Raw genomic sequence first — 21,859 nt, 5'->3', positions numbered from 1 at the left:
TCTCCGGCCCGCGCAACGAACGGCGAGTGACACGTCAGCGTACGCGAGTTCCCACCGGGGTCGCGTGGCGGACCTCTCATACATATGGCGTAAGGGTGTGGCGTGTGCCACTCCCCCCTTCCTCCACCACGCGGGGTCCGTCGGGCCGGTTCCGGCAGCGGTCGATAATCGAGCCCGTGACCGATCTTGAGACACGCGTGGCACCCCGAGGACTGGCCGCTGCGGCCCCGGCCCTGCTCGGGTACGCGGCCGTCCGCGCCCTGGGCCTGCTGGTGCTGGCCGTCTGGAGCGCCGCGCGCGACAAGAGCGCGTACACCCTGCTGACCGCCCGCTGGGACTCCCTCTGGTACACCCGGGTCGCGGAACTGGGGTACGGCTACGAGGTGCGGCTGCCGAACGGCGACGTGCACTCCAACCTCGCCTTCTTCCCGCTGCTCCCCTGGCTGGAGCGGCTGCTGCACGCCCTGTCCCCGCTGTCGTACGCCGGCGCCGGCCTGGTCGTGAGCCTGCTCGCCTCGCTCGCGGCGGCCTGGGGGATTTACGCGGTCGCCACCCATCTGTACGGACGGCGGGCGGGCGTCTGCGCGGTGCTGCTGTGGGCGGTGCTCCCGGTGGGGATCGTGCAGTCGATGGCGTACAGCGAGTCCCTGTTCACCGCGCTGGCCGCCTGGTCGCTGTACGCGGTCCTCACCGGGCGCTGGCTCACCGCGGGCACCTTGGCGATGCTGGCGGGTCTCACCCGGCCGGTGGGACTCGCGGTGGTCGCGGCGGTGTGGGCCGCGGGCGTCGCCGCCTTCCTCCGGGAGCGCGCCGCCACTGCTCCATCCGCGCATCTCCGGAGCACGGCGCCCGAAGCCGGCGCGCACCGCGACGAACACGCCCCCTCCCCCGCCCGTCCCCTGCCGCACGAGGGCGCACCGGGCCGGCGGCGCGCCCTCGGCATGCTCCTCGCACCCCTCGGCGCCGCCGGGTACGTCCTGTGGGTCGGCCACCGCACCGGCGCCGGTCCGCTCGGCTATCTCGACGTCCAGGCGGGCTGGCGCAACGGCTTCGACGGCGGATACGCGTTCGCCCGCTTCGTCGCCGAGAAGTTCACCGCGTTCCCCTCGGCCCTGGCCGGCCTCGGGCTGCTGGTCGGCGTGGCGCTGCTGATCTGGCTGTACGTCGTCTGCGTACGGCAGCGCCAGCCGCTCCCGCTGCTGGTCTACGCCGGGGTCGTCACCCTCCTCGCCCTGTGCGCGTCGAGCTACTTCGGCTCCAAACCGCGCCTGTTGCTCCCGGCGTTCCCCCTGCTGCTGCCGCTCGCCCTCGCCCTGGCCCGGCTGCGCACCACAGCCTCCGCGCTGGTCATCGGCGGTGTCGCGCTGGCCTCCGCGCTGTACGGAGCGTTCTGGCTGAACGGTTCCGGTCCGCCGTGACCCCGGAGAGTTCGGTGAGCCCCGGGAGAATTCCTTCGGATGTTCGGGTGAACGATTACACAAGCGGCCTAATACACCCCCTCTGGAATGATCAAAGGAAATGAAGGGAACGGGACCGCACTATTGCCGGATTCCTTGGAAATAAACCCGTTCCTGAGAGCAATCCCACATCACATCGTCATTACAACCCCGGTGATTCGTCGGGGAACTGAGCTCACTCGCTGTAACGTCGATTGGGTGCGTACCGAACCAAAGCTGACCCGGCTCGACCGGATCTTCGCCCGGCTGGACCGTGAACCCGAGCGGCCGGCCCTCGACGTGCCGCGTATGACGCGGCACCGGGTGGTGCTCTTCGGCGCGACGCTCGCCTTCTACCTCACGATCGTCCTGGCCGTGGTGACCTCCTCGTGGCTGGTCCGGTTCGACTGGCAGGCGATGCTCTTCCGGCCGTACCAGCAGTGGCCCGAGATCCACGCGTTCCTCGACTACTGGGTGGTCCTCGGCCAGCGCGGCCCGACCGCCGTGATGGTCGCCGCGTGGCTCGGCTGGCGCTCCTGGCGGCAGCACACCGTGCGGCCGCTGCTGGCCTTCGGTGCGGCGCTGCTGCTGCTGAACGTGACGGTGGGCGCCGTGAAGTACGGCCTCGGCCGCTCGGGCCCGCACTACGCGACCGAGGTCGGCTCCAACGAGATGTGGCACTGGTTCCAAGCCGGCAGCGACATATTTCCCTCGGGTCACACGGCGAACGCCGTGGTGACCTGGGGCATCCTCGCCTACCTGGCAACCTCGCCGCGGGCCCGGCGCTGGCTGTCGGCCCTGTCGGCCGTGCTGTCGCTCAGCGTCGGCCTGACCACCGTCTACCTCGGTACGCACTGGCTGAGCGACGTACTGCTCGGCTGGGCAGCGGGGCTGCTGATCCTGCTCGGCCTGCCGTGGTTCGAGCCGCCGATCGCCCAGGCCGAGGCCTGGCTGCTGGAACTGCGCGACCGCCTGCTCGCCGGAGCGCGCCGCACGGAGCCACGGCCCGCGCCGGTGCCGGCCACGGCGCCGGTGGCGCTCACCCCGATCACGGCCGCCGACGAGGAGGCACCGCCGCGCGAGACCGTGTCGCAGACGACGGCTCGCACCCCCCGCGCACCGGTCTTCCGGACGCCGAACGCGCACCTCACCCGCTCGGAGCGCACGCCGGTCACCCCGTCGGGCAGCCGCCGCCCGGCACACCCCGAGCGCGCCGCACGCGGCTCGGCACCGGCGGCCCGCCCGCTCACCGGCGGCGCCGCCTCGGGCGGCTGACCGGCCCCGACGGACGCACGGCGAAGGCCCCGGTTCCCCGCGCGGGGAACCGGGGCCTTCGCCGTCCTGCGGTCGCGCCGGGACCGAAGCCGCTCAGCCCTTCCAGGACCGGGCCACGGTGCCGTCCTTCACCTCGAAGTTCAGCCGGCCCACCCGGTACTCCATGGTGATGATCGCCCCCGGCGGCAACGAGCGCACCGTCGTCCAGCCGTGCCCACGCGCGCGTTCCTCGGCGTCGGCCTGGGCGAGGCCGACGTAGGTCTCGGGATCGTCATCGGGTTCGGATGTCGAGAACGGTGCCATGCCGCCACGCTAGGGCCTGCGGGACGGGCGGGGAAGACCGAGCCGTGCACCGTCCGTCACTGATCCCCCTCCGGTCACACTTCTGTCACAGGATCACGACGATTCGTTTCGGCACCCCTTCTTCCCGTGGACGGGCGGTTCCGTATGCCTTGCGCACGTATTCGAACGCAATTCCCGAGAGCCGGCACGGCACTCCGAATTGTCGGTGGAAAGCGCACGGAGGACTGCTCCTGGACGGTCCGGCGACCGCCATTCCTTTCCGATGCGGACCCGGCCCGCGGAGACGGCGGAGCGGCACAGAAAACACACGCATTCCCCACAGAATCCCCGTACGCCCGCCGGGTCACGGAACTGCCTGGCGTTCCAGGGCCCGGCTCAGGCGGTCCCGGGCGGCCGTGAGGGCCTCGGTCAGCTCCGCCGGCCGCAGCACCTCGAACCCGAAGCCCATCAGCATCACGTGGATCACCATCACGTCCAGGCTCGCCGCCCCGGTACGCAGGATGCACGCGTCCTCGCCGTCGGGCTCTAGCGTCCCGTCGGACGGCGAGACGCGCTCGTCCTCCTCGGCGAGCGGCGCCACCCGGTCGACACGGAGGGTCCGCCAGCCGGCCCGGTCGAGGTCCTAGGCGACCAGGTACCAGCGCCGCTCGGTGCACACCAGCCGATGGGGCTCCACGAAGCGGCGGCTGACCGTGCCGTCGTGGGCGAGGTACTCGAAGCGCAGCCGTTCGGCGTCCCGGCACAGTCCCGCCAGCTCGGTCAGCACGGCCGGGTCGACGACGGCCCCCGGGCCCTTGAGCATCGGGACGGTGAAGGCGTTGAGCGCAGCTCGGCGAGCGCCCGTACGGAGGTCTCGTCGATGCCCTCGGTGCCCTGCCCGGCGGCCGTGCGCAGGCCGACGGCGACGGCGACCGCCTCGTCGTCGTCCAGCAGCAGCGGCGGCAGTTCGGCGCCCGCGCCCAGCTGGTAGCCGCCGCCCGTGCCCGGGCCGGCGTCGACCGGGTGGCCGAGCGCGCGCAGCCGGTCGACGTCCCGGCGCACGGTGGGCGGGGTGACGCCGAGCCGATCGGCGAGCTCGGCGCCCGGCCAGTCACGGTGTGCCTGGAGCAGGGACAGCAGGCGCAGCAGACGAGCGGAGGTTTCCGGCACGGGCGCGAGTATCACGCACCCGGGCGCCGGCTCAGGTCCTCTCCGTAGAGCCCCAGCAGGTAGTCCTCCACGACCGGGGTGAGCGCCTCGACGTAACCGTCCGCCAGGTGTCCGAAGTCGCGGTACACCATGGTGTTGCCGACCACGGTCGGGCAGGTGCCGGACGGGGCGCAGATCCAGTCGTAGGGGTCGAGGATCGTCACGTCCTCGGCGGCGGCCGCCTCGCGGATGGCCCGGGTGACCTCGGGCTTGCGGTCGGCCTGCGAGCGGTGCCGGGCGCAGTCGCTGAGGCTGTCCGGGTGCGCCACCGCGCAGTCCACCGCGTTGTTCTTCGGCCAGGGGGTGTCCAGCACGGTGAGCACCCGGGTGCCGCCCTCCTTGAGCAGCCGGTACGTCTCGGCCTGGCCCTTGCCCCAGACCTCGGCCATGTCGCCCTCGCCGTACAGCTTCGCCGAGTTGGAGCTCGACGTGATGACGAGTTCGGGCTTCATCTTGCGGATCTTCTCGAGGGTGACGGCCCGCCAGTCGTCACAGGTCGAGTACGGGCCGCCGTTCCATTCGATGGTGATCTGGGAGATCTTGCACGCGTTCTTGGTGAGCGAGTACAGCTTCCAGTGGTGCTTGCGCGCGATCGCGTCCAGGGCCGGGAACCACTGCGCGACGTGCGAGTCGCCGAAGAGGACCACGGTGCGTTCGGCGTCCTTGTCGCCGTACAGGCAGGGCTGCGTCTGCTCCGTCCCGGTCATGGTCAGCGCGCAGTCGTCGGTGTAGACCGCGGATCGCTTGTAGGCCGTGTCCCGCATGCTCGGGGTGAGGTTGGACGGCAGCTTCTCGACCGGCTGCCGCAGCAGTTCGGTCAGCGCGGCGCGCGGGTCGGACGCGGTGGCGATGGTCTCCTTGGTGTCCGGCCGTGCCACGCCCTCGCTCAGGGTCGGCGGGAACTGCACGGCGAGCACGGCCGCCGCTGCCGCCGCGGCCGACAGGCCGAGGCCCAGCGACAGGCCGCGGCGGGCCCGGGCCTTGAACGCGCGGTGGAAGCGCATCGGGTTCTCCACCAGGTGGAGGGTGGCCCAGGCCAGGACGATGCCGCCGAGCGCGGCGATCAGCCGCAGCGGCCCCTCGTGCTCACCGAACCCGAGCGCGGCCGGGACGATGATGATGAGCGGCCAGTGCCAGAGGTACCAGGCGTAGGAGATCCCGCCGATCCAGACGGCCGGGCGCAGCGCGAGGACCGCGCCGGCGCCCCAGCGGCCCGCCGCGGCGCCCCCGGCGAGGACGGCGGCGGCACCGGCGACCGGGATCACGGCGTTGTAGCCGGGGAAGGGCGTGCTCTCGTCGAAGGAGACGGCCGCGTAGGCGATGGCGGCCAGACCGGCCCAGCTGACGACGGCCGCGACGGGGCGCGGGATGTCGTCCAGGCGGTGTGCCGCGAGGGCCAGCAGGGCACCCACCGCGAGCTCCCAGATCCGCGTCTGCGAACCGAAGTAGGCCCAGGACGGGGAGGTTTCGGTGAGGTGGAGGCTCAGGGCGAAGGAGGCGGCGGCCAAGGTGAGCAACGGGATCGCGAGCAGCACCCGGCGCCGGAACAGCTTGAGCCCGACGATCAGGACGATGGGCCACATCAGATAGAACTGCTCCTCCACCGCCAGCGACCAGAAGTGCTGGAACGGCGAGGGAGGCACATCGGTGTTGAAGTAGTCCGTGCCGACCTCGGCCAGCCGGAAGTTGACCACGTACCAGGCGGAGGCGATGGCGTCCTTGGCGTAGTCCGCGAAGCGCAGCGGCCCGAGGAAGAGCCAGGAACCGGCGAGCGTCGCCAGCACCACCAGGGTGGAGGCGGGCAGCAGGCGCAGCGCGCGGCGGGCGTAGAAGCGGCCGAGCGATATCCGGCCGTCGCGGCCCCACTCGCGGAGCATCAGCGAGGTGATCAGGAATCCGGATATCACGAAGAAGACGTCCACGCCGACGAAGCCGCCGGCCACCGAGGACACTCCTGAGTGCCCGAGCACCACGAGGGTGACGGCCACCGCGCGCAGGCCCTGGATGTCGAGTCTCAGTCCCGCGCCACCCGCCGCCGGAGCCGACGGCTTGCCATGGTCCCCGGGAGCACCGTCCCGTGGTCGCGCTACGGAGGGGACGTCGTCGGAACTGGGCCGCGGGGGATCGGCGAGGCGGCGGACGGGCACCGTGAGGATCTCCTTGCTCGTGGGGCGTCACCCGGCCGGCGCTGGCTGTCGCCCCGGAGCCGGTCGATCGAACTTACCCTCGACCGGGTCCGCGAATGATGACGTTGCCGTCACATCAGCACAACGGGCAGGTGAACCGGGTTTGAATCGAAACCGACGGCGTGGGACACCTTAGGCCTTCCGGTCCAGGTGAGGCACGTCGGCCGTTCGCCGCACCGCGCACAAGGGGTTGGAAGTGGCGCACGTCATCGAACGGGGAGCGGCGGGCCGAACACCGCGGGGGCGTCCTGCGTGCGGGCCGCGCTGCCCGGGATGATCAGGGTGAGCCCGACCTCGATGCGGCCGGGACTCGGCCCGATGGTCTGCCTGTTGGCGTCGTAGAGGGCCTTCCAGCCGCCCCCGATCCGGTACTCGCGGGCGATCGAGGCCAGCGTGTCGCCGCGCTTGACGGTGTACCAGCGGCCCTGGAGGCCGTACCGCTTCGCGCAGACCGGCCAGGCACCCCAGCCCTGCTCGGCGACCACTTCCCGTGCGACGGTGATCTGCTCCGCCCGCGTGGCGAGGTCCGCGCGCGGGGCGTACTTCAGGCCACCGAACGCCTTCCAGGTGGGCTGCGAGAACTGCAGGCCGCCGTAGTAGCCGTTCCCGGTGTTGAGCTTCCAGCGCCCGCCGCTCTCGCACTTGGCGACGCAGCCCCAGGGCCACTGGTCGTCGGCGCACGCGAGGGCGGTGCGCGGGGCGGTCCGCGCGGTCGCCGGTTCTCCTGGGGCGGCCGCCTGGGCGACGACGGGGGCCAGGACGGTGAGCAGGGCCGCGGTGAGGCCGAGCGTGAGTGATTTTCTGTTCATCGGATCACGCTAGGCAGGGTGCCGCGCCGACCGGCCGTGCCGCGCCCGGCAGGCGTGCGGGCCCCACCCGGTCGGCGGACCGGGCGGGGCCGTGCCACGTCAGCAGGGCGCGCGGCTCAGAGGACGAGACGCTGCCCGGGCACGATCACGTCGGGATCACCGCCGATGACCGCCTTGTTGGCGGCGAAGAGCCGCTGCCAGGTGGTGCCGTTGCGGGCCGCGATGGCACTCAGCGTGTCGCCCTGGCGGACGGTGTGGTCACCGCGGGACGCGTCCCGGTCGGTGTGCCCCGCCTCACGTGCCGGCGCCTGCGCCGACCGCGACGAGGGCGCCGACGGCGACGAGGACGGCGCAGACGGCTGGGACCGCGTCGGGGCCGTGTTCCCGGCGGACGCCTCGGGCGCGGCCGGCGCGCCGCCGTAGGCCCCGGCACGTGTCGAGCAGGTCGGCCAGGCGCCCCAGCCCTGGGCGCTCTGGACCTTGGTGGCGACGGCGATCTGCTGTTCCCTGGACGCCTGGTCGGCGGTGGGCGCGTAGGCGGTGCCGCCGTACGCGCGCCAGGTGTCGGCGGAGAACTGAAGTCCGCCGTAGTAGCCGTTGCCGGTGTTGATGTGCCAGTTGCCGCCGCTCTCGCACTGGGCGATGCGGTCCCACACCCCGCCGTCCGCCGCCGTGGCGGTGCCGCTCGCGGCCAGCAGCCCCAGCGGAGCCAGCAGGACCGCCCCGGCGAGCGCCGCCGTCGTACGGGCCCTGCGCGCGGTGTCGCGGGTGGTGTCGGCACAATCGGACATGTAATTCCCTCTCCACGTACCCGGGGTCCCCCAGGCCGGGCGCGCTCCCCACGCGAGGGCGTGGTGGTCGCGCCGGCCCCGTCCGCCGGCGGTGGTGCCGTGGACCGGCCTGCTGCGGCCGGTCCGGGCCGGTGGACGTACCCGAGCGGTGCTCGATGCACACGGCGCAGGAATGTACGGAGCATGCCGAGCCGGTTTCAACCAACTGCTCGTCCCCCCAGGCCAGTTCACCGTTACCCCGGGTAGCGGAAATTTTCGGCCACCCACTTCATTCGCCGATTTCAGGATTTGTCGACCAGCGACCTCCGATTCCTGTGACCCACCTCACCGAGCCAAGTCCCTTATGGTGACGACCACTTGACGCAGTGTGTTCGATTTCATGCCGGTCGTGACCGTGTGCGGTGGATGGTTCGATTCCGTTCGCCCTACTGCGTGACTACCGCCACAGCTCGGCCGTTGTCTTCTTCATGAGCCGGGGACCTGCCTCGGCCCACAGGCCGGGAGCCACCCGGCCTCGCCACGCACCGCATCCCGAGGGAGCCACCCGTGCCGCGCATGCTCGACGTCAGCGACGAGGTACGCGCCGAGATCGGCGACGAAGAAGCCGACCGGCTGCTTGCCGGAGACAACGCCCCGGGCAGTTACGACTGCACGTCCTGCCGCACCCCGGGCGACTCCGAGCACGAGCGCACCAGCACCGTCCTGTTCATCGGCGACGAGACCGCCGTGCTCGCGTTCGCCCACGCCGGCTGCCTGCCCTCGCAGGTCGTCCAGGTCACCGAGGAGCAGCTCCAGGGCGCCGTGAGGTCCATCAGCGGCAACTCCACCGACCTGGAGCCCGCGAGGGTCGTGCCCGAGCAGGCCGTGCTCGGCGTGACCAGCGGGCTCGTCCTGATCGCCGGGGAGTTGCACCCGGCGCTGGTCGTCGAGCCCACCGGCCCCATCGTGCGCCCCGGCTCCATCGCCGCCGGGGACGACTTCCTGCCGCTGCTGATCGAGCAGGGCTTCATGCCGGTCACCGAGCTGAACTCCGTGCCGCCGGTGCTGCACGGCTGGTCCGTGCTGCTCGCCATGGGCCAGCTGCACGCGGTGCTCCAGCCCGGGATGAACGGCGGGCAGCCGGTGGCGTGGTGGCAGGCGCACCAGCCGCTGCAGGTCACCGAGGGCTGGCGGGCCGCCGCGAACAAGCACCAGCAGGTGCTCATGTTCGCCGCGCCGGTCGGGTCCATCGGACGCCAGCCCCGGGAGGACCTGCTGCGGGACGCGCTGGACAAGGCGGCGGCGGGCGGCAAGCTCGTCGCGAGCGTGCTGCCGCTCGCGGGGACCTGACGGCCCCCGGCGTCCGGGGGGGGTGAGGAACCCGGACGCTAGCGGGTCGTCCAGGGCCGGGCGGGCCGTTCGCCACGCACCGTGAGGCGCCGCCGCGACCGCATCCCTTCCCGCTCGGGGTCGTTTGGACATACGTGCACGCATACGACGTTTCCCGCCGCCAGTCCTTGCAGCCGATTCCGTCCGCTCGGTCCGGTCAGGATCCCACCGGCGGGTCCTCGGCCACGCCGATCTACGACGCGCTCTACGCCGAGTACGTCAAGTCCTTCCGTGCGCTGCCGGGCGACCGGCGCGGCGAGGAGAACCTGGGGTTCACCGCGTTCGGGATCCTCCCGCAGGGCTCGGACTCGCACAGCGGCTCCTACAGCGCCTACAGCGCGGGCGCGCAGACCACCCGGCACACCAGTGGGCAGCAGCCGACCTGGCAGCGGGTCGGCACGCTCGGGCAGCAGCACTCCACCGGGATGCATCACATCCCCGCGCTGCCACCCGGCCCCCGCCGGGGAATCTGAGAGGGCGGCCCCCGTCGGGGGCCGCCCTCTCGCTGTCGCTACTTCTTCTTCGCGCCGCGCTTCTCGCGCACCCGCACCGAGATGTGGATCGGCGTCCCCTCGAAGCCGAACTCCTCACGCAGCCGGCGCTCGATGAAGCGCCGGTAGCCCGCCTCGATGAAGCCGGAGGCGAAGAGCACGAACCGCGGGGGCTTCGTGCCAGCCTGGGTGCCGAACAGGATGCGCGGCTGCTTGCCGCCCCGGACCGGGTGCGGATGGGCGGAGACCAGCTCGCCCAGGAAGGCGTTCAGCCGTCCCGTCGGGACCCGGGTCTCCCAGCCCGCGAGCGCCGTCTCGATCGCCGGAACCAGTTTCTCCATGTGCCGGCCGGTGCGCGCCGAGACATTGACGCGCGGCGCCCAGGCGACCTGCCCCAGCTCGGTCTCGATCTCCCGCTCCAGGTAGTAGCGGCGCTCCTCGTCGAGGGTGTCCCACTTGTTGTAGGCGAGGACGAGCGCACGCCCCGCCTCCACGGCCATGGTGACGATCCGCTGGTCCTGCACGGAGATGGAGTCGGCGCCGTCGATGAGGACGACGGCCACCTCGGCCTTCTCCACGGCGGCGGCCGTGCGCAGCGAGGCGTAGTAGTCGGCGCCCTGCTGCAGGTGGACCCGCTTGCGGATGCCCGCCGTGTCGACGAACTTCCAGATCCTGCCGCCGAGTTCGATCAGCTCGTCGACCGGGTCGCGGGTGGTGCCGGCGAGTTCGTTGACGACGACGCGCTCCTCGCCCGCGACCTTGTTCAGCAGCGAGGACTTGCCGACGTTCGGGCGGCCGATCAGGGCGACGCGGCGCGGGCCGCCGACGCCTGCGCCGCCGAAGCTCTGGCGCGGGGCTTCCGGCAGCGCCTCCAGGACCGCGTCCAGCATGTCGCCGGTGCCGCGGCCGTGCAGCGCCGAGACGGGATGCGGCTCACCGAGGCCGAGGGACCACAGGTAGGACGCGTCGGCCTCGCCGCTCGGGCCGTCCACCTTGTTGGCGCACAGGACGACGGGCTTGCCGGCCTTGCGCAGCAGGCGTACGACCGCCTCGTCGGTGTCGGTGGCGCCCACCTTGGCGTCGACCACGAAGACGACGGCGTCGGCCGCCTCGATGGCGAACTCGGCCTGCGCGGCCACGGAGGCGTCGATGCCGAAGACGTCCTGCTCCCAGCCGCCGGTGTCGACGACCTTGAAGCGGCGGCCGGCCCACTCGGCCTCGTAGGTGACGCGGTCGCGGGTGACGCCCGGCTTGTCCTCGACGACGGCCTCGCGGCGACCGATGATGCGGTTCACCAGGGTCGACTTGCCGACATTCGGACGGCCCACGACGGCGAGGACGGGCAGGGGTCCGTGCCCCGCCTCCTCGATGGCGCCCTCGACCTCCTCCAGGTCGAAGCCCTCTTCGGCGGCGAGCTCCATGAACTCCGCGTACTCGACGTCGCCGAGCGCCCCGTGATCGTGCTCGAACGCGTCCGAGCCGTCGGGCTGGATCTGGTCGTTCATGAAGTCCGTACCTCGTCGTTCATCGTGGTGATCGGTGGAGCACCCGGTTCAGGGTGATCCACTACTCAGTGTCGCCCAGCGCCCGGTCGGGCGCCTGACGTTTTCGGCCCGCACCGGGCCTCAGGGCCGGCCCCCGGGGGCGGACAGCCGGCCGGTGAGCCGTCTGGCCAGCTCCAGGTGCTCGGTGAGCTGCTTCTGGATGCGCTCGGTCGCCTCGTCCAGCGCCGTGCGCGTCCGCCGTCCGCTGCCGTCGCCCGCCTCGAAGGGTTCGCCGAAGACGACGTCGATCCGCTGCCGCAGCGCGGGCAGCGCCTTGACCAGCCGCCCCCGCCGCTCCGCGCTGCCCAGCACGGCGACCGGGACGACCGGAGCGCCGCTGCGCACGGCGAAGTAGGCGAGCCCGGCACGCAGCGAGGCGAAGTCACCCTCGCCCCGGGTGCCCTCGGGGAATATCCCCAGCACCCCGCCGGCCGCCAGCACGTCCAGCGCCCGGGTGATCGCCGTGCGGTCGGCGCTCTGCCGGTCGACCTTGACCTGCCCGATTCCGGTCAGGAAGGGGTCGAGCGGTCCGACGAACGCCTCCTTCTTGATCAGGAAGTGCACCGGCCGGGGCGCGACGCCCATCACCATCGGGCCGTCGACGTTGTGGGAGTGGTTGACGGCCAGGATGACCGGACCGCTCGCCGGCACCTTCCAGGCACCGAGCACCCGGGGCCGCCACAGCGCGTGCATCAGCGGGAGGCCGATCCTTCTGCCGACCTCCGCGCCCCGCAGGGACGGTGCCTCGGTCACTTCGCCGCCCGCTTCTCCTCGACGAGGGTGACCACGCGCTCGATGACCTGCTGCAGCGTGAGGTCGGTGGTGTCCACCTCGACCGCATCGCCCGCCTTCGCGAGCGGCGAGGTCTTCCGGCTGGAGTCGGCCTGGTCCCGCTTGACCAGGGCCTCGCGGGTGGCGTGCACGTCCGCGTTCTTCAGCTCACCGCTGCGCCGGGCGGCGCGGGCCTCCGGGGAGGCGGTGAGGAAGACCTTGAGGTCGGCGTCCGGCAGCACGGTCGTACCGATGTCGCGGCCCTCGACGACGATGCCCTGCTCCGCGTCGGTGGCGATCAGGCGCTGCAGCTCGGTGATCCGGGCACGCACCTCGGGCACCGCGCTGACCGCGCTGACCTTGGCGGTGACCTCCTGGGTGCGGATCGGACCGGCGACGTCCACGCCGTCGACCGTGATCGTCGGGTCGGCCGGGTCGGTGCCGGAGACGATGTCCGGCTTGCCGGCCACGGCGGCGATCTCCGAGGGGTCGGCGACGTCGATGCCGTTGGTCACCATCCACCAGGTGATCGCCCGGTACTGGGCGCCGGTGTCCAGGTAGCTCAGGCCGAGCCGCGCGGCCACCGCCTTCGACGTGCTGGACTTGCCCGTGCCGGAGGGGCCGTCGATGGCGACAATCACTGCCGGGACGCTTTCCACTGTGGGGACCTTCCTGGGCCGGGGTGGCGAGAGGGGGCGAGACGGTGCCCCGCACAAGGTTACTGGGTGCGGGTCACTCGTCCGGCCCACCTGCCCGGCGTCCTGGGGCCCGGCCGTTTGGATCACGCCGCGGACGCGGGGTCCGGCCACGGGTGCCGACGACCCACCGTCGATCCTCCGCGGCCTGATCCGGACGACAGGCGCTAGCCGCGGATGCCCCAGCCCCGCTCCCGCAGTGCCGCCGTGAGTACGGGCACCGCCTTGGGCTCCACCATGAGCTGCACGAGACCGGCCTGCTGTCCCGTCGCGTGCTCGATCCGGACGTCCTCGATGTTGACGCCGGCCTGCCCCGCGTCGGCGAAGATGCGGGCCAGCTGGCCGGGCTGGTCGTCGATGAGGACGGCGACGACCTCGTACGCGCGCGGCGCGGAGCCGTGCTTGCCCGGGACGCGGACCTGCCCGGCGTTGCCCCGCCGCAGCACGTCCTCGATGCCGTCGGTGCCCGTACGGCGCTTGGCCTCGTCGGAGGACTGCAGGGCGCGCAGCGCCTGGACGGTCTCGTCGAGGTCGGCGGCGACGTCGCCGAGCAGGTCGGCGACCGGGCCGGGGTTGGCGGAGAGGATGTCGATCCACATCCGCGGGTCGGAGGCGGCGATCCGGGTCACGTCCCGGATGCCCTGCCCGCACAGCCGTACGGCCGCCTCCTCGGCGTTCTCCAGGCGGGCGGCGACCATGCTGGAGACCAGGTGGGGCATGTGCGAGACCAGCGCGACGGCGCGGTCGTGCGCGTCGGCGTCCATGACGACCGGCACGGCGCGGCAGTGCGAGACCAGTTCGAGGGCGAGGTTCAGCACCTCGGTGTCGGTGTCCCTCGTGGGGGTGAGCACCCAGGGGCGGCCCTCGAAGAGGTCGCCGCTGGCGGCCAGGGGTCCGGACTTCTCCCGGCCGGACATGGGGTGCGTGCCGAGGTACCGGGTCAGGTCCAGCCCGAGCGCCTCCAGCTCGCGGCGCGGCCCGCCCTTGATGCTCGCCACGTCGACGTAGCCGTGGGCGAGGCCGCGCCGCATCGCGTCGGCGAGCACCGCGGCGACGTGCGCGGGCGGGGCGGCGACGATCGCGAGGTCGACGGGCCCCTCGGGCGCCTCCTCGGTGCCGGCGCCGAGCGCGGCGGCCGTGCGGGCCTGCTCGGGGTCGTGGTCGGCGAGGTGGACGACGACACCGCGCTGCACGAGAGCCAGGGCGGCGGAGGTGCCGATCAGCCCGGTGCCGATGACGAGTGCGGTTCTCACTGGGCGATGTCCTTGCGCAGAGCGGCGGCGGCGCCGAGGTAGACGTGGTTGATGTCGGCGCGCGACCGGTCGGACTCGATGTGCGCCAGCACCCGCACGACCCGGGGCATGGCGCCCTCGATGTCCAGCTCCTGGGCGCAGATCAGCGGGACGTCCAGGATGCCGAGCTTTCGGGCCGCGGCGGCCGGGAAGTCGCAGTGCAGGTCGGGCGTGGCCGTGAACCAGATGCTGATCAGGTCGTCGGCCGTCAGCCCGTTCCGCTCCAGGACGGCGGTGAGCAGGGCGCCCACCTGCTCGTCCATGTGACCCGCTTCGTCCCGCTCGAGTTGGACGGCGCCCCGGACCGCTCGTACCGCCACGGCTGCTCCTTGCTGGTGTGCGTCATCGGTTCCCCGTCCGTCAAGCCTAGTCAGCCCGCCACGGACGGGTGCGGGCCGCTCGCCCGCTGAGACGGCGCGCAGGACGGACCGGCGGGCTCACTGGTCCCAGAGCGCGCCGAGCGTGACCAGCTCGCTCCGGTACTCGATCCGGTCCGCCCACTCCGTCGGCCAGGCCTCGGCTCCGACGTGGGCTCCCGCGAAGGCCCCGGCGAGGCAGGCGATCGAGTCGGAGTCGCCGGAGGTGCACGCGGCCCGGCGCAGGGCGGTCAGGGGCTCGTCCACGAACTGCAGGAAGCACAGCAGCCCGGTGGCCAGCGCCTCCTCGGCGATCCAGCCCTGCCCCGTGGCGAGGCAGGGGTCGTTCTCCCGGGGGAACGACCGTACGGCGTCGCGCAGCCGGTCGAGCACGCCCAGGCACTCGTCCCAGCCACGTGCGATGAACTCCTCCGCGGAGGCGTCCTGCGCCCGCGTCCACAGATCGCCCAGCCACCGCTCGTGGTACCGGTCGCGGTTCTCGTAGGCGTACGACCGCAGCAGCCCGACCAGTCCGGTCGGCTCGGCGCCCTGCGCGAGCAGCCGTACGGCGTGCGCGGTGAGGTCGGAGGCGGCCAGCGCCGTCGGGTGCCCGTGGGTGAGGGCGGCCTGCAACTGGGCGGCGCCCGCGCGCTGTTCGTCGCTCAGCTGCGGGATCAGACCGATCGGCGCGACGCGCATGTTGGCACCGCAGCCCTTGGAGTGGATCTGACTGGCGTCCTGCCAGGCGCGGTCCGGCTGCTCCAGCAGGTCACAGGCCCGGAGGCAGGTGTTGCCGGGGGCCCGGTTGTTCTCCGGGGAGCGGTTCCAGGCGATGAACTCCTGCCGCACCGGCCCGGCCAGTTCGGCGGGTCCGAGCACTCCGCGGTCCGTCGCCGTGCGCAGCCCGCGCGCCAGCGCCAGCGTCATCTGGGTGTCGTCGGTGACGATCGCGGGTGTGGGCAGTTCCATCCGTTGCCAGGGACCGAACTTGGCGAGGATCGACGGCACGTCGTTGAACTCGGTCGGGAAGCCGAGTGCGTCCCCGAGGGCGAGGCCGATGAGGGAACCGGTGGCGGCGCGCTTGCGGACGGTGGTGGAGGTCATGCGGGGCGTCCTTCCCGGGACGGGCGGAGGAGGGGCGGGTGCAGCGCGGCGGCGGCGCCCGCGCGGTAGAGGGCGGCGGGTTTGCCGCGGCCCCCGGTCAGGCGCGCGGCGCCGGGCACCGGTTCGACGAATCCGGGGGTGGCGAGCACTTTGCGCCGGAAGTTGGGCCGGTCGAGCGGGGTGCCCCACACCGCCTCGTAGACCTGCTGGAGCTCGCCGAGGGTGAACTCGGGCGGGCAGAAGGCGGTGGCGAGGCCGGTGTACTCGAACCGGGCGCCGACCCGCTCGTGCGCGTCGGCCAGGATCCGGTCGTGGTCGAAGGCCAGCGGCCGGGCCGCGTCGTACGGCATCCAGCGGGCCTGTGCCGCGTCGCCGCCGCCGAGCGGCTCGGGCAGGTCGGGAAGCAGCGCCGTGAAGGCGACGGACACGACCCGCATGCGGGGGTCGCGGTCCGGCTCGCTGTAGGTCCGCAGCTGCTCCAGACGCAGGCCGGAGACGTCGGACAGGTCGGTCTCCTCGGCGAGTTCACGCCGGGCGGCGGTCTCGGCGGACTCGTGCGGCAGCACGAAGCCGCCGGGCAGGGCCCAGCGGCCGGCGTACGGCTCCTGTCCGCGCTCGACGAGCAGCACGTGCAGCGCGCCGGTGCGGATGGTGAGGACGGCCAGGTCGACGGTGACCGCGAACGGTTCGTACGCGTACTTGTCGTAGACCGGCACGCAGCACCACCCCCTTAATAGTCTTACTGACTATAAAGGGGGACGGCCGTCCCTCACAAGGGGCCGACTACAGATCCACTTCCTTCATCAGCATGCCGACCTCGGTGTTGCTCAGCCGCCGCAGCCAGCCCGACTTCTGGTCGCCCAGCGTGATCGGCCCGAAGGCGACGCGCACCAGCTTGTCGACCGGGAATCCGGCTTCGGCCAGCATGCGGCGCACGATGTGCTTGCGGCCCTCGTGCAGGGTGACCTCGACGAGGTAGTTCTTCCCGGTCTGCTCGACCACCCGGAAGTGGTCCGCGCGCGCGTACCCGTCCTCCAGCTGGATGCCGTCCTTGAGCTGCTTGCCCAGGTCGCGCGGGATCGGGCCGACGATGTGCGCGAGGTAGGTCTTCTTCACGCCGTACTTGGGGTGGGTCAGCCGGTGGGCCAGCTCGCCGTGGTTGGTCAGCAGGATGACACCCTCGGTCTCGGTGTCCAGCCGCCCCACGTGGAAGAGCCGCGTCTCCCGGTTGGTGACGTAGTCGCCGAGGCACTGGCGACCCTCGGGGTCCTCCATCGTGGAGACGACACCGGCGGGCTTGTTCAGCGAGAAGAACTGGTACGACTGGGTCGCGACGGTCAGGCCGTCGACCTTGACCTCGTCCTTCTCCGGGTCGACCCGCTTGCCCTGCTCCAGCACGATCTCGCCGTTGACCTCGACCCGGGCCTGCTCGATCAGCTCCTCGCAGGCACGCCGGGAGCCGTAGCCGGCGCGGGCGAGCACCTTCTGGAGCCGCTCGCCCTCCTGCTCGGCACCGGGGAACGTCTTGGGCAGCTGCACGTCCTTGCGGCCCGCGTACCGCTCCCGGTTGCGCTCCTCGGTGCGCGCCTCGTACTCGCGCGAGCGCGCGGGGGCCGTACGGCCGTCCTGCTGGGGCCGCTTCGGGCCGCCCTTGGCGCCGCCCCGGGCCGCGCCGCCGCGTCCCGCCTTCGGGCCGTCCTTGGTCGCCCCGGGTCCCACGTCGTAGCGGCGCTCCTCGGGACGGGGCTTGCGGGGGCGGCCCTGCCCCTGCTGGTCCCGGTTGTCACCGGCACCGCGGTAGTTGCCGCGTCCGCCGGTCCCGCCACTCTTGCCACTGCCGCTGCTTCGCATCAAAGTTCCGTCGTCTTGTCGTCTGCGTCCTCGGAATCCGGAGCGTCCGGATCGAACGACGGCACGCCTTCCTGCGTCTCGGCCTCGATCGCCTCCGCCTCGGGGAGGAAGGGCGCGAGTTCCGGGAGCTCGTCCAGGCCGCGCAGGCCCATCCGCTCCAGGAAGTAGTTCGTCGTCGTGTACAGGATCGCACCTGTTTCGGGTTCCGTGCCCTCCTCCTGGACGAGACCGCGCTGGAGCAGGGTGCGCATGACGCCGTCACAGTTGACTCCGCGCACCGCCGAGACCCGGCTGCGGCTGACCGGCTGGCGGTACGCCACCACCGCGAGCGTCTCCAGCGCCGCCTGCGTGAGCCGGGCGGTCTGGCCCTCCAGGGCGAGCCGCTCGACGGCGGGCGCGTACTCGGGCCGGGTGTAGAAACGCCAGCCCCCGGCGACGAGCCGCAGCTCGAAGCCGCGTCCCTGCGCGGTGTACTCGTCGGCCAGCTCGCGCAGCGCACGCTGGACCGCGCGCCGCGGCCGCTCCAGTATCTTCGCGAGATGCTCCACGGTCGCGGGCTCGTCCACGACCATGAGGACGGCCTCCAGCGCGGGCCTGAGCTCCAGATCGGCGACGGCGCGCAGCCCGGCCGGCAGCTCGGTGGTCTCCTCGCTCACGCGTTCTCCTCCTGCTCCTCGGGCCGCCCGGCCCGCTCGCCCGGTCCGGGCGGCGCGGGGGGCCGGTCGAACTCGTCGGTCACCATCGGACCGCTGTCCTGCTCGCCGCCGGTCCAGCGCACCAGCAGCTCACCGAGGGCGGTCTCCTGCTCCAGCGCCACCGCCTTCTCGCGGTACAGCTCCAGCAGCGCGAGGAACCTGGCGACGACGGTGAGGGTGTCGTCGGTGTCCTCGACCAGCACGCGGAAGCTGGCCTCGCCCAGTTCCCGCAGCCGTCCGACGACGATCCCGGCCTGCTCCTGCACGCTCACCAGCGGGGCGTGGATGTGGTCGACGTACACCTGCGGCTTGGGCTTCGGCTGCATCGCCTTGACGGCGAGCTTCGCGAAGCCCTCCGGGCCGATGCTGATGACGACCTCGGGCAGCAGCTCGGCGTGCTGCGGTTCCAGGCCGACGGTACGGGGGAAGCGGCGGGCCTCCTCGTCGAGGCGGTGGGTGAAGATGTCGGCGACGTGCTTGTAGGCGCGGTACTGGAGCAGCCGCGCGAACAGCAGGTCGCGGGCCTCCAGCAGCGCGAGGTCGGCCTCGTCCTCCACCTCGGCGGCGGGCAGCAGCCGCGCGGCCTTCAGGTCCAGCAGGGTGGCGGCGACGACCAGGAACTCGGTCGTCTCGTCCAGGTCCCACTCCGGCCCCATCGCCCGGATGTACCCCATGAACTCGTCGGTCACCTTGGACAGGGCGACCTCGGTGACGTCGAGCTTGTGCTTGGAGATCAGCTGGAGCAGCAGATCGAAGGGCCCCTCGAAGTTCGCCAGCCGCACCTTGAACCCACCGGGCTCCCCCTCCCCGCCCGCCGTGGCCTCCGGCGGCTCCGCGGCCCGTGGGGCCTCCGGCGCCTGCGCGGCCGACGTGACCTCCGCGGTCCCCCACACTTCCGGTGCCTGCGCGGTCCCCCCGGTTTCCGCGCCCGGCAAGGCCGCTGGGGCCCCTGCGCCCCCCGTGACCTCTGCACTCCTCAGGGCTTCTGAAGCTTTCGCGGTCGGCGCGGTCTCCCGGGCATCCGCGCACCGCACGGCTTCCGCGGGATCCGCGGTCTGCGCGGCGTCCACCGCTTGCGCGCTCCCCGAGACCTCCGCGGCCCCCGGGGCCTGCGTGGCCCTTCCGGCATCCCCGATCCGCACGGTTTCCGCGGCGTGCTCGGTCATCGGGGCCCGCGTGGCTTCCGCGATCCCCAAGGTGGCCGGCTCCTGCACGGCCTCCGCGGCCGCTGCGGCCTTCGGCGCATGCGTGGCCCTCGCGGCCCGCGCGGTCTCCCCGGCATCCTCGACCTGAACGGCCTCCGCCGCGTCCGCGGCGTGCGCGGTCACCGGGGTCTCCGCCCGCAGGGCCTCCGCGGACTGCGCGGTCTCCCCGGCATCCTCGACCTGAACGGCCTCCGCCGCGTCCGCGGCGTGCGCGGTCACCGGGGTCTCCGCCCGCAGGGCCTCCGCGGCCTGCGCGATCTCCCCGGCATCCTCGAACCGCGCCGCATCCGCGGCTTCCGGGGTCACCGTGGGCTGCGTGGGGTGCGCCGGAGGGGACTCCGGTGCGGGTGTCGGGGCCTCGGGGGCCGGTTCCGGCGGCGGCGTCGGGGCGGCCGCGGTCCCTGGGCCTCTCCCCAGTGCGCGCCGACGGCCGGCGGGGCCGGAGGGCGGGACAGGGGAGCCGTTCGAGGTCATAGCCCCCGCAGGCTACCGCTAGCGCCCGCGAAGCCGTCGTACGAGGATGCTGGCGTCCCCACGGGTCTCCAGGTCGGCCAGCACCACGGCCACCGCCTCGCGCACGATGCGTCCCCGGTCGACGGCCAGGCCGTGCTCGCCGCGGAGCACGAGGCGCGCGTGCTCCAGATCCATCAGCTCCTCGGCGGAGACGTACACCGTGATCTTCTCGTCGTGCCGCTCACGCCCGCTGGGCCGCCGCGCGGCCGCCCGGCCGCGCTTGTTGCGCGGCGCGGCGGCGGCAGAACCTTCCTGCGCCGCCGGCTGGCCCTGACGCCGCGAGGAGCGCTCCGCGCCCCGGCTGCGCGATTCGGCGTCGACCGGTTCGGCGTCGGCCGCGACATGCTCGGCGCCGTCCCCGTCGCCGCCCTGCGCGGGCACCGCCTGCGGCGCGTCCTCACCGGACGGAACGGCCGCCTCGTCGCCCTCCCCCGCGGGGGCAGGCACGCGGGCCTCGCCGTTGGCCCCCCGCCGGGGAGTGGATGCCTGGAGCGCCATTCCCCCTGTCGTACGGAACAGTTCGTCGGCCCCCGGCAGACTCACTCGGCGTGACACCGGGCGAGCACCTCCCTGGCGAGCTGGCGATAGGCGGCGGCACCGACGGAGTTGGACGCGTACGTGGTGATCGGCTCTCCGGCGACCGTGGTCTCCGGGAAGCGGACCGTCCGCCCGATGACCGTGTGGTAGACGTGGTCGTCGAACGCCTCGACGACGCGCGCGAGCACCTCACGACTGTGCACCGTGCGCGAGTCGTACATCGTGGCGAGGATCCCGTCGAGCTCCAGATCCGGGTTGAGCCGCTCCTGGACCTTCTCGATGGTCTCGGTCAGCAGCGCCACACCGCGCAGGGCGAAAAACTCGCACTCCAGCGGCACGATCACCTTGTGAGCGGCCGTCAGGGCGTTCACCGTGAGCAGGCCGAGCGAGGGCTGACAGTCGATCACGATGTAGTCGTAGTCGGGCAGCAGCGGCTTCAGGGCGCGCTGGAGCGTCGACTCGCGGGCCACCTCGGAGACCAGCTGCACCTCGGCCGCCGACAGGTCGATGTTGCTGGGCAGCAGGTCCATGTTGGGGACCGCCGTCTTCAGCAGCACCTCGTCGGCCGCCATCCCCCGCTCCATGAGCAGGTTGTAGACGGTGAGGTCGAGCTCCATCGGGTTGACGCCGAGGCCGACCGACAGCGCGCCCTGCGGGTCGAAGTCGACGAGCAGCACCCGGCGCCCGTACTCCGCGAGCGCGGCACCCAGGTTGATGGTCGACGTGGTCTTGCCCACGCCGCCCTTCTGGTTGCACATCGCGATGATCTTCGCGGGGCCGTGGTCGGTCAGCGGTCCCGGGATCGGGAAGTACGGCAGCGGGCGACCGGTCGGGCCGACGCGCTCTCGGCGCTGGCGAGCGGCGTCGGGCGCGAGCGTGGCCGCGTACTCGGGGTCGGGCTCGTACTCGGCGTCGGGGTCGTAGAAGTGCCCCTCGGGCAGTTCGTCGTAGTCGGCGAAGTGGTTGTGGGGCGCGCCACTTCCGTCGCCGGCCATGGCGTTCACGTGATGGCCATCCATGCTCTGGTGTGCTGAGTGAGTCACGCCTGACGTCCGGTGACTCTGGTGGGCTGCGAAGGTGCGCACCGCGACGGAGCCGACAGCCTCGAACCCCGCGGGAGCCTGGCCCCGCGCAGGGCTTCCTGGTTGACCACCCCCGGGAGAAAATGTCGACTCATTCACAAGTCGTCTTACCTCCTTGGTGACCAGGAAACTTCTAGACAGGTCAGCGTGGCACCATGCCGACGGTTGGCGACTCTATGGCGTGTCGGCGGTCCGCAGCAACACAATCCGCCGGACCCGGCAGGATGTGTCGGCAATGAAACATCCCTCTGTCAAGGGCGTACGGCCGTCGCACGGCAGGTTTCACCGGTGTACGAATCGGCTCAAGGGTTACGTTCGAGGCGAGTTGACCGAGCGTCGCAAAGTGACCATACACACACCCGGCCGG

Annotated in this window: 20 protein-coding genes and 1 pseudogene; 4 read left to right on the top strand and 17 right to left on the bottom strand. The window is 72.4% G+C overall.

Features of this window, described 5'->3' with window-relative positions:
- The first annotated feature begins 176 nt into the window (after positions 1-176).
- On the top strand, positions 177-1,418 hold the full coding sequence (locus ACZ7LV_RS14525) for a mannosyltransferase family protein (RefSeq protein ID WP_471939300.1): 1,242 nt from the start codon (positions 177-179) through the stop codon (positions 1,416-1,418).
- Between the two features lie 237 nt (positions 1,419-1,655).
- A complete protein-coding gene (locus ACZ7LV_RS14520; RefSeq protein ID WP_401678190.1) occupies positions 1,656-2,711 on the top strand; it encodes a phosphatase PAP2 family protein in 1,056 nt (351 codons plus the stop codon).
- Between the two features lie 93 nt (positions 2,712-2,804).
- Here ACZ7LV_RS14520 and ACZ7LV_RS14515 read toward each other — a convergent pair whose 3' ends face one another.
- From ACZ7LV_RS14515 to ACZ7LV_RS14495, 5 genes and pseudogenes are all read right to left on the bottom strand, one after another.
- Positions 2,805-3,014 (bottom strand): I78 family peptidase inhibitor, encoded by a 210-nt coding sequence (locus ACZ7LV_RS14515; protein WP_471939298.1) that lies wholly within the window; start codon positions 3,012-3,014, stop codon positions 2,805-2,807.
- A 343-nt stretch (positions 3,015-3,357) separates the two neighbouring features.
- Positions 3,358-4,163: pseudogene (locus ACZ7LV_RS14510) on the bottom strand (helix-turn-helix transcriptional regulator).
- 11 nt (positions 4,164-4,174) lie between these two features.
- Positions 4,175-6,349, bottom strand: coding sequence for an acyltransferase family protein (locus ACZ7LV_RS14505; protein ID WP_471939296.1), 2,175 nt, complete (start codon positions 6,347-6,349; stop codon positions 4,175-4,177).
- Between the two features lie 245 nt (positions 6,350-6,594).
- Positions 6,595-7,197, bottom strand: coding sequence for a LysM peptidoglycan-binding domain-containing protein (locus tag ACZ7LV_RS14500; protein WP_471939294.1), 603 nt, complete (start codon positions 7,195-7,197; stop codon positions 6,595-6,597).
- Between the two features lie 116 nt (positions 7,198-7,313).
- The gene (locus tag ACZ7LV_RS14495) at positions 7,314-7,988 is read right to left on the bottom strand and encodes a LysM peptidoglycan-binding domain-containing protein (protein WP_471939292.1); all 675 of its coding nucleotides are present in this window, start codon (positions 7,986-7,988) and stop codon (positions 7,314-7,316) included.
- Positions 7,989-8,534: 546 nt separating this feature from the next.
- Here ACZ7LV_RS14495 and ACZ7LV_RS14490 point away from each other — a divergent pair.
- Positions 8,535-9,317, top strand: a complete 783-nt coding sequence (locus tag ACZ7LV_RS14490; protein WP_401678205.1) for a hypothetical protein — start codon at positions 8,535-8,537, stop codon at positions 9,315-9,317.
- A gap of 134 nt (positions 9,318-9,451) precedes the next feature.
- Positions 9,452-9,829, top strand: coding sequence for a hypothetical protein (locus ACZ7LV_RS14485; RefSeq protein ID WP_471939290.1), 378 nt, complete (start codon positions 9,452-9,454; stop codon positions 9,827-9,829).
- Between the two features lie 38 nt (positions 9,830-9,867).
- On the opposite strand, the gene der is transcribed toward ACZ7LV_RS14485, so the two are convergent.
- The 12 genes from der to ACZ7LV_RS14425 all read right to left on the bottom strand — a co-directional run bounded on the left by der (position 9,868) and on the right by ACZ7LV_RS14425 (position 21,591).
- Positions 9,868-11,352 (bottom strand): ribosome biogenesis GTPase Der, encoded by a 1,485-nt coding sequence (der, locus tag ACZ7LV_RS14480; protein WP_471939288.1) that lies wholly within the window; start codon positions 11,350-11,352, stop codon positions 9,868-9,870.
- A 120-nt stretch (positions 11,353-11,472) separates the two neighbouring features.
- Positions 11,473-12,144, bottom strand: a complete 672-nt coding sequence (locus tag ACZ7LV_RS14475) for a lysophospholipid acyltransferase family protein (protein WP_471939286.1) — start codon at positions 12,142-12,144, stop codon at positions 11,473-11,475.
- Positions 12,141-12,821: a (d)CMP kinase gene (gene cmk / locus ACZ7LV_RS14470; protein WP_471939284.1), complete on the bottom strand. Its 681-nt coding sequence runs from the start codon at positions 12,819-12,821 to the stop codon at positions 12,141-12,143. The genes ACZ7LV_RS14475 and cmk overlap by 4 nt, the downstream gene beginning before the upstream one ends.
- A gap of 203 nt (positions 12,822-13,024) precedes the next feature.
- Positions 13,025-14,110, bottom strand: a complete 1,086-nt coding sequence (locus ACZ7LV_RS14465; protein WP_471939282.1) for a prephenate dehydrogenase — start codon at positions 14,108-14,110, stop codon at positions 13,025-13,027.
- Entirely contained in the window at positions 14,107-14,469 is a 363-nt protein-coding gene (aroH, locus tag ACZ7LV_RS14460; RefSeq protein ID WP_471939280.1) for a chorismate mutase, read from the bottom strand. The genes ACZ7LV_RS14465 and aroH overlap by 4 nt, the downstream gene beginning before the upstream one ends.
- Positions 14,470-14,586: 117 nt before the next feature.
- Positions 14,587-15,609, bottom strand: coding sequence for an ADP-ribosylglycohydrolase family protein (locus tag ACZ7LV_RS14455; RefSeq protein ID WP_471939278.1), 1,023 nt, complete (start codon positions 15,607-15,609; stop codon positions 14,587-14,589).
- The gene (locus ACZ7LV_RS14450; protein WP_471939276.1) at positions 15,606-16,325 is read right to left on the bottom strand and encodes an NUDIX hydrolase; all 720 of its coding nucleotides are present in this window, start codon (positions 16,323-16,325) and stop codon (positions 15,606-15,608) included. Before ACZ7LV_RS14450 ends, ACZ7LV_RS14455 begins: the two co-directional genes overlap by 4 nt.
- Before the next feature lie 67 nt (positions 16,326-16,392).
- A complete protein-coding gene (locus ACZ7LV_RS14445; RefSeq protein ID WP_471939274.1) occupies positions 16,393-17,460 on the bottom strand; it encodes a pseudouridine synthase in 1,068 nt (355 codons plus the stop codon).
- Positions 17,460-18,116, bottom strand: a complete 657-nt coding sequence (scpB, locus tag ACZ7LV_RS14440; RefSeq protein WP_401678230.1) for an SMC-Scp complex subunit ScpB — start codon at positions 18,114-18,116, stop codon at positions 17,460-17,462. Before scpB ends, ACZ7LV_RS14445 begins: the two co-directional genes overlap by 1 nt.
- A complete protein-coding gene (locus ACZ7LV_RS14435) occupies positions 18,113-19,321 on the bottom strand; it encodes a segregation and condensation protein A (protein WP_471939883.1) in 1,209 nt (402 codons plus the stop codon). Before ACZ7LV_RS14435 ends, scpB begins: the two co-directional genes overlap by 4 nt.
- Positions 19,322-19,852: 531 nt before the next feature.
- Positions 19,853-20,428, bottom strand: a complete 576-nt coding sequence (locus ACZ7LV_RS14430; RefSeq protein WP_471939272.1) for a hypothetical protein — start codon at positions 20,426-20,428, stop codon at positions 19,853-19,855.
- Positions 20,413-21,591, bottom strand: coding sequence for a ParA family protein (locus ACZ7LV_RS14425; RefSeq protein WP_471939270.1), 1,179 nt, complete (start codon positions 21,589-21,591; stop codon positions 20,413-20,415). Before ACZ7LV_RS14425 ends, ACZ7LV_RS14430 begins: the two co-directional genes overlap by 16 nt.
- Positions 21,592-21,859: the final 268 nt, after the last annotated feature.

It is taken from the genome of Streptomyces sp. NPDC107562 (genome assembly GCF_055657325.1).
Note: the sequence above shows the minus strand (reverse complement) of the source record. Positions and strands in the feature narration are given on the sequence as shown.

Excerpts from the sequence above, each read along its gene's own strand:
- ACZ7LV_RS14495 (WP_471939292.1), bottom strand. The coding sequence starts at position 7,988 with ATGTCCGATTGTGCCGACACCACCCGCGACACCGCGCGCAGGGCCCGT.
- ACZ7LV_RS14455 (WP_471939278.1), bottom strand. The coding sequence starts at position 15,609 with ATGACCTCCACCACCGTCCGCAAGCGCGCCGCCACCGGTTCCCTCATC.
- ACZ7LV_RS14445 (WP_471939274.1), bottom strand. The coding sequence starts at position 17,460 with ATGCGAAGCAGCGGCAGTGGCAAGAGTGGCGGGACCGGCGGACGCGGC.
- ACZ7LV_RS14515 (WP_471939298.1), bottom strand. The coding sequence starts at position 3,014 with ATGGCACCGTTCTCGACATCCGAACCCGATGACGATCCCGAGACCTAC.
- der (WP_471939288.1), bottom strand. The coding sequence starts at position 11,352 with ATGAACGACCAGATCCAGCCCGACGGCTCGGACGCGTTCGAGCACGAT.
- ACZ7LV_RS14435 (WP_471939883.1), bottom strand. The coding sequence starts at position 19,321 with ATGACCGAGCACGCCGCGGAAACCGTGCGGATCGGGGATGCCGGAAGG.
- ACZ7LV_RS14500 (WP_471939294.1), bottom strand. The coding sequence starts at position 7,197 with ATGAACAGAAAATCACTCACGCTCGGCCTCACCGCGGCCCTGCTCACC.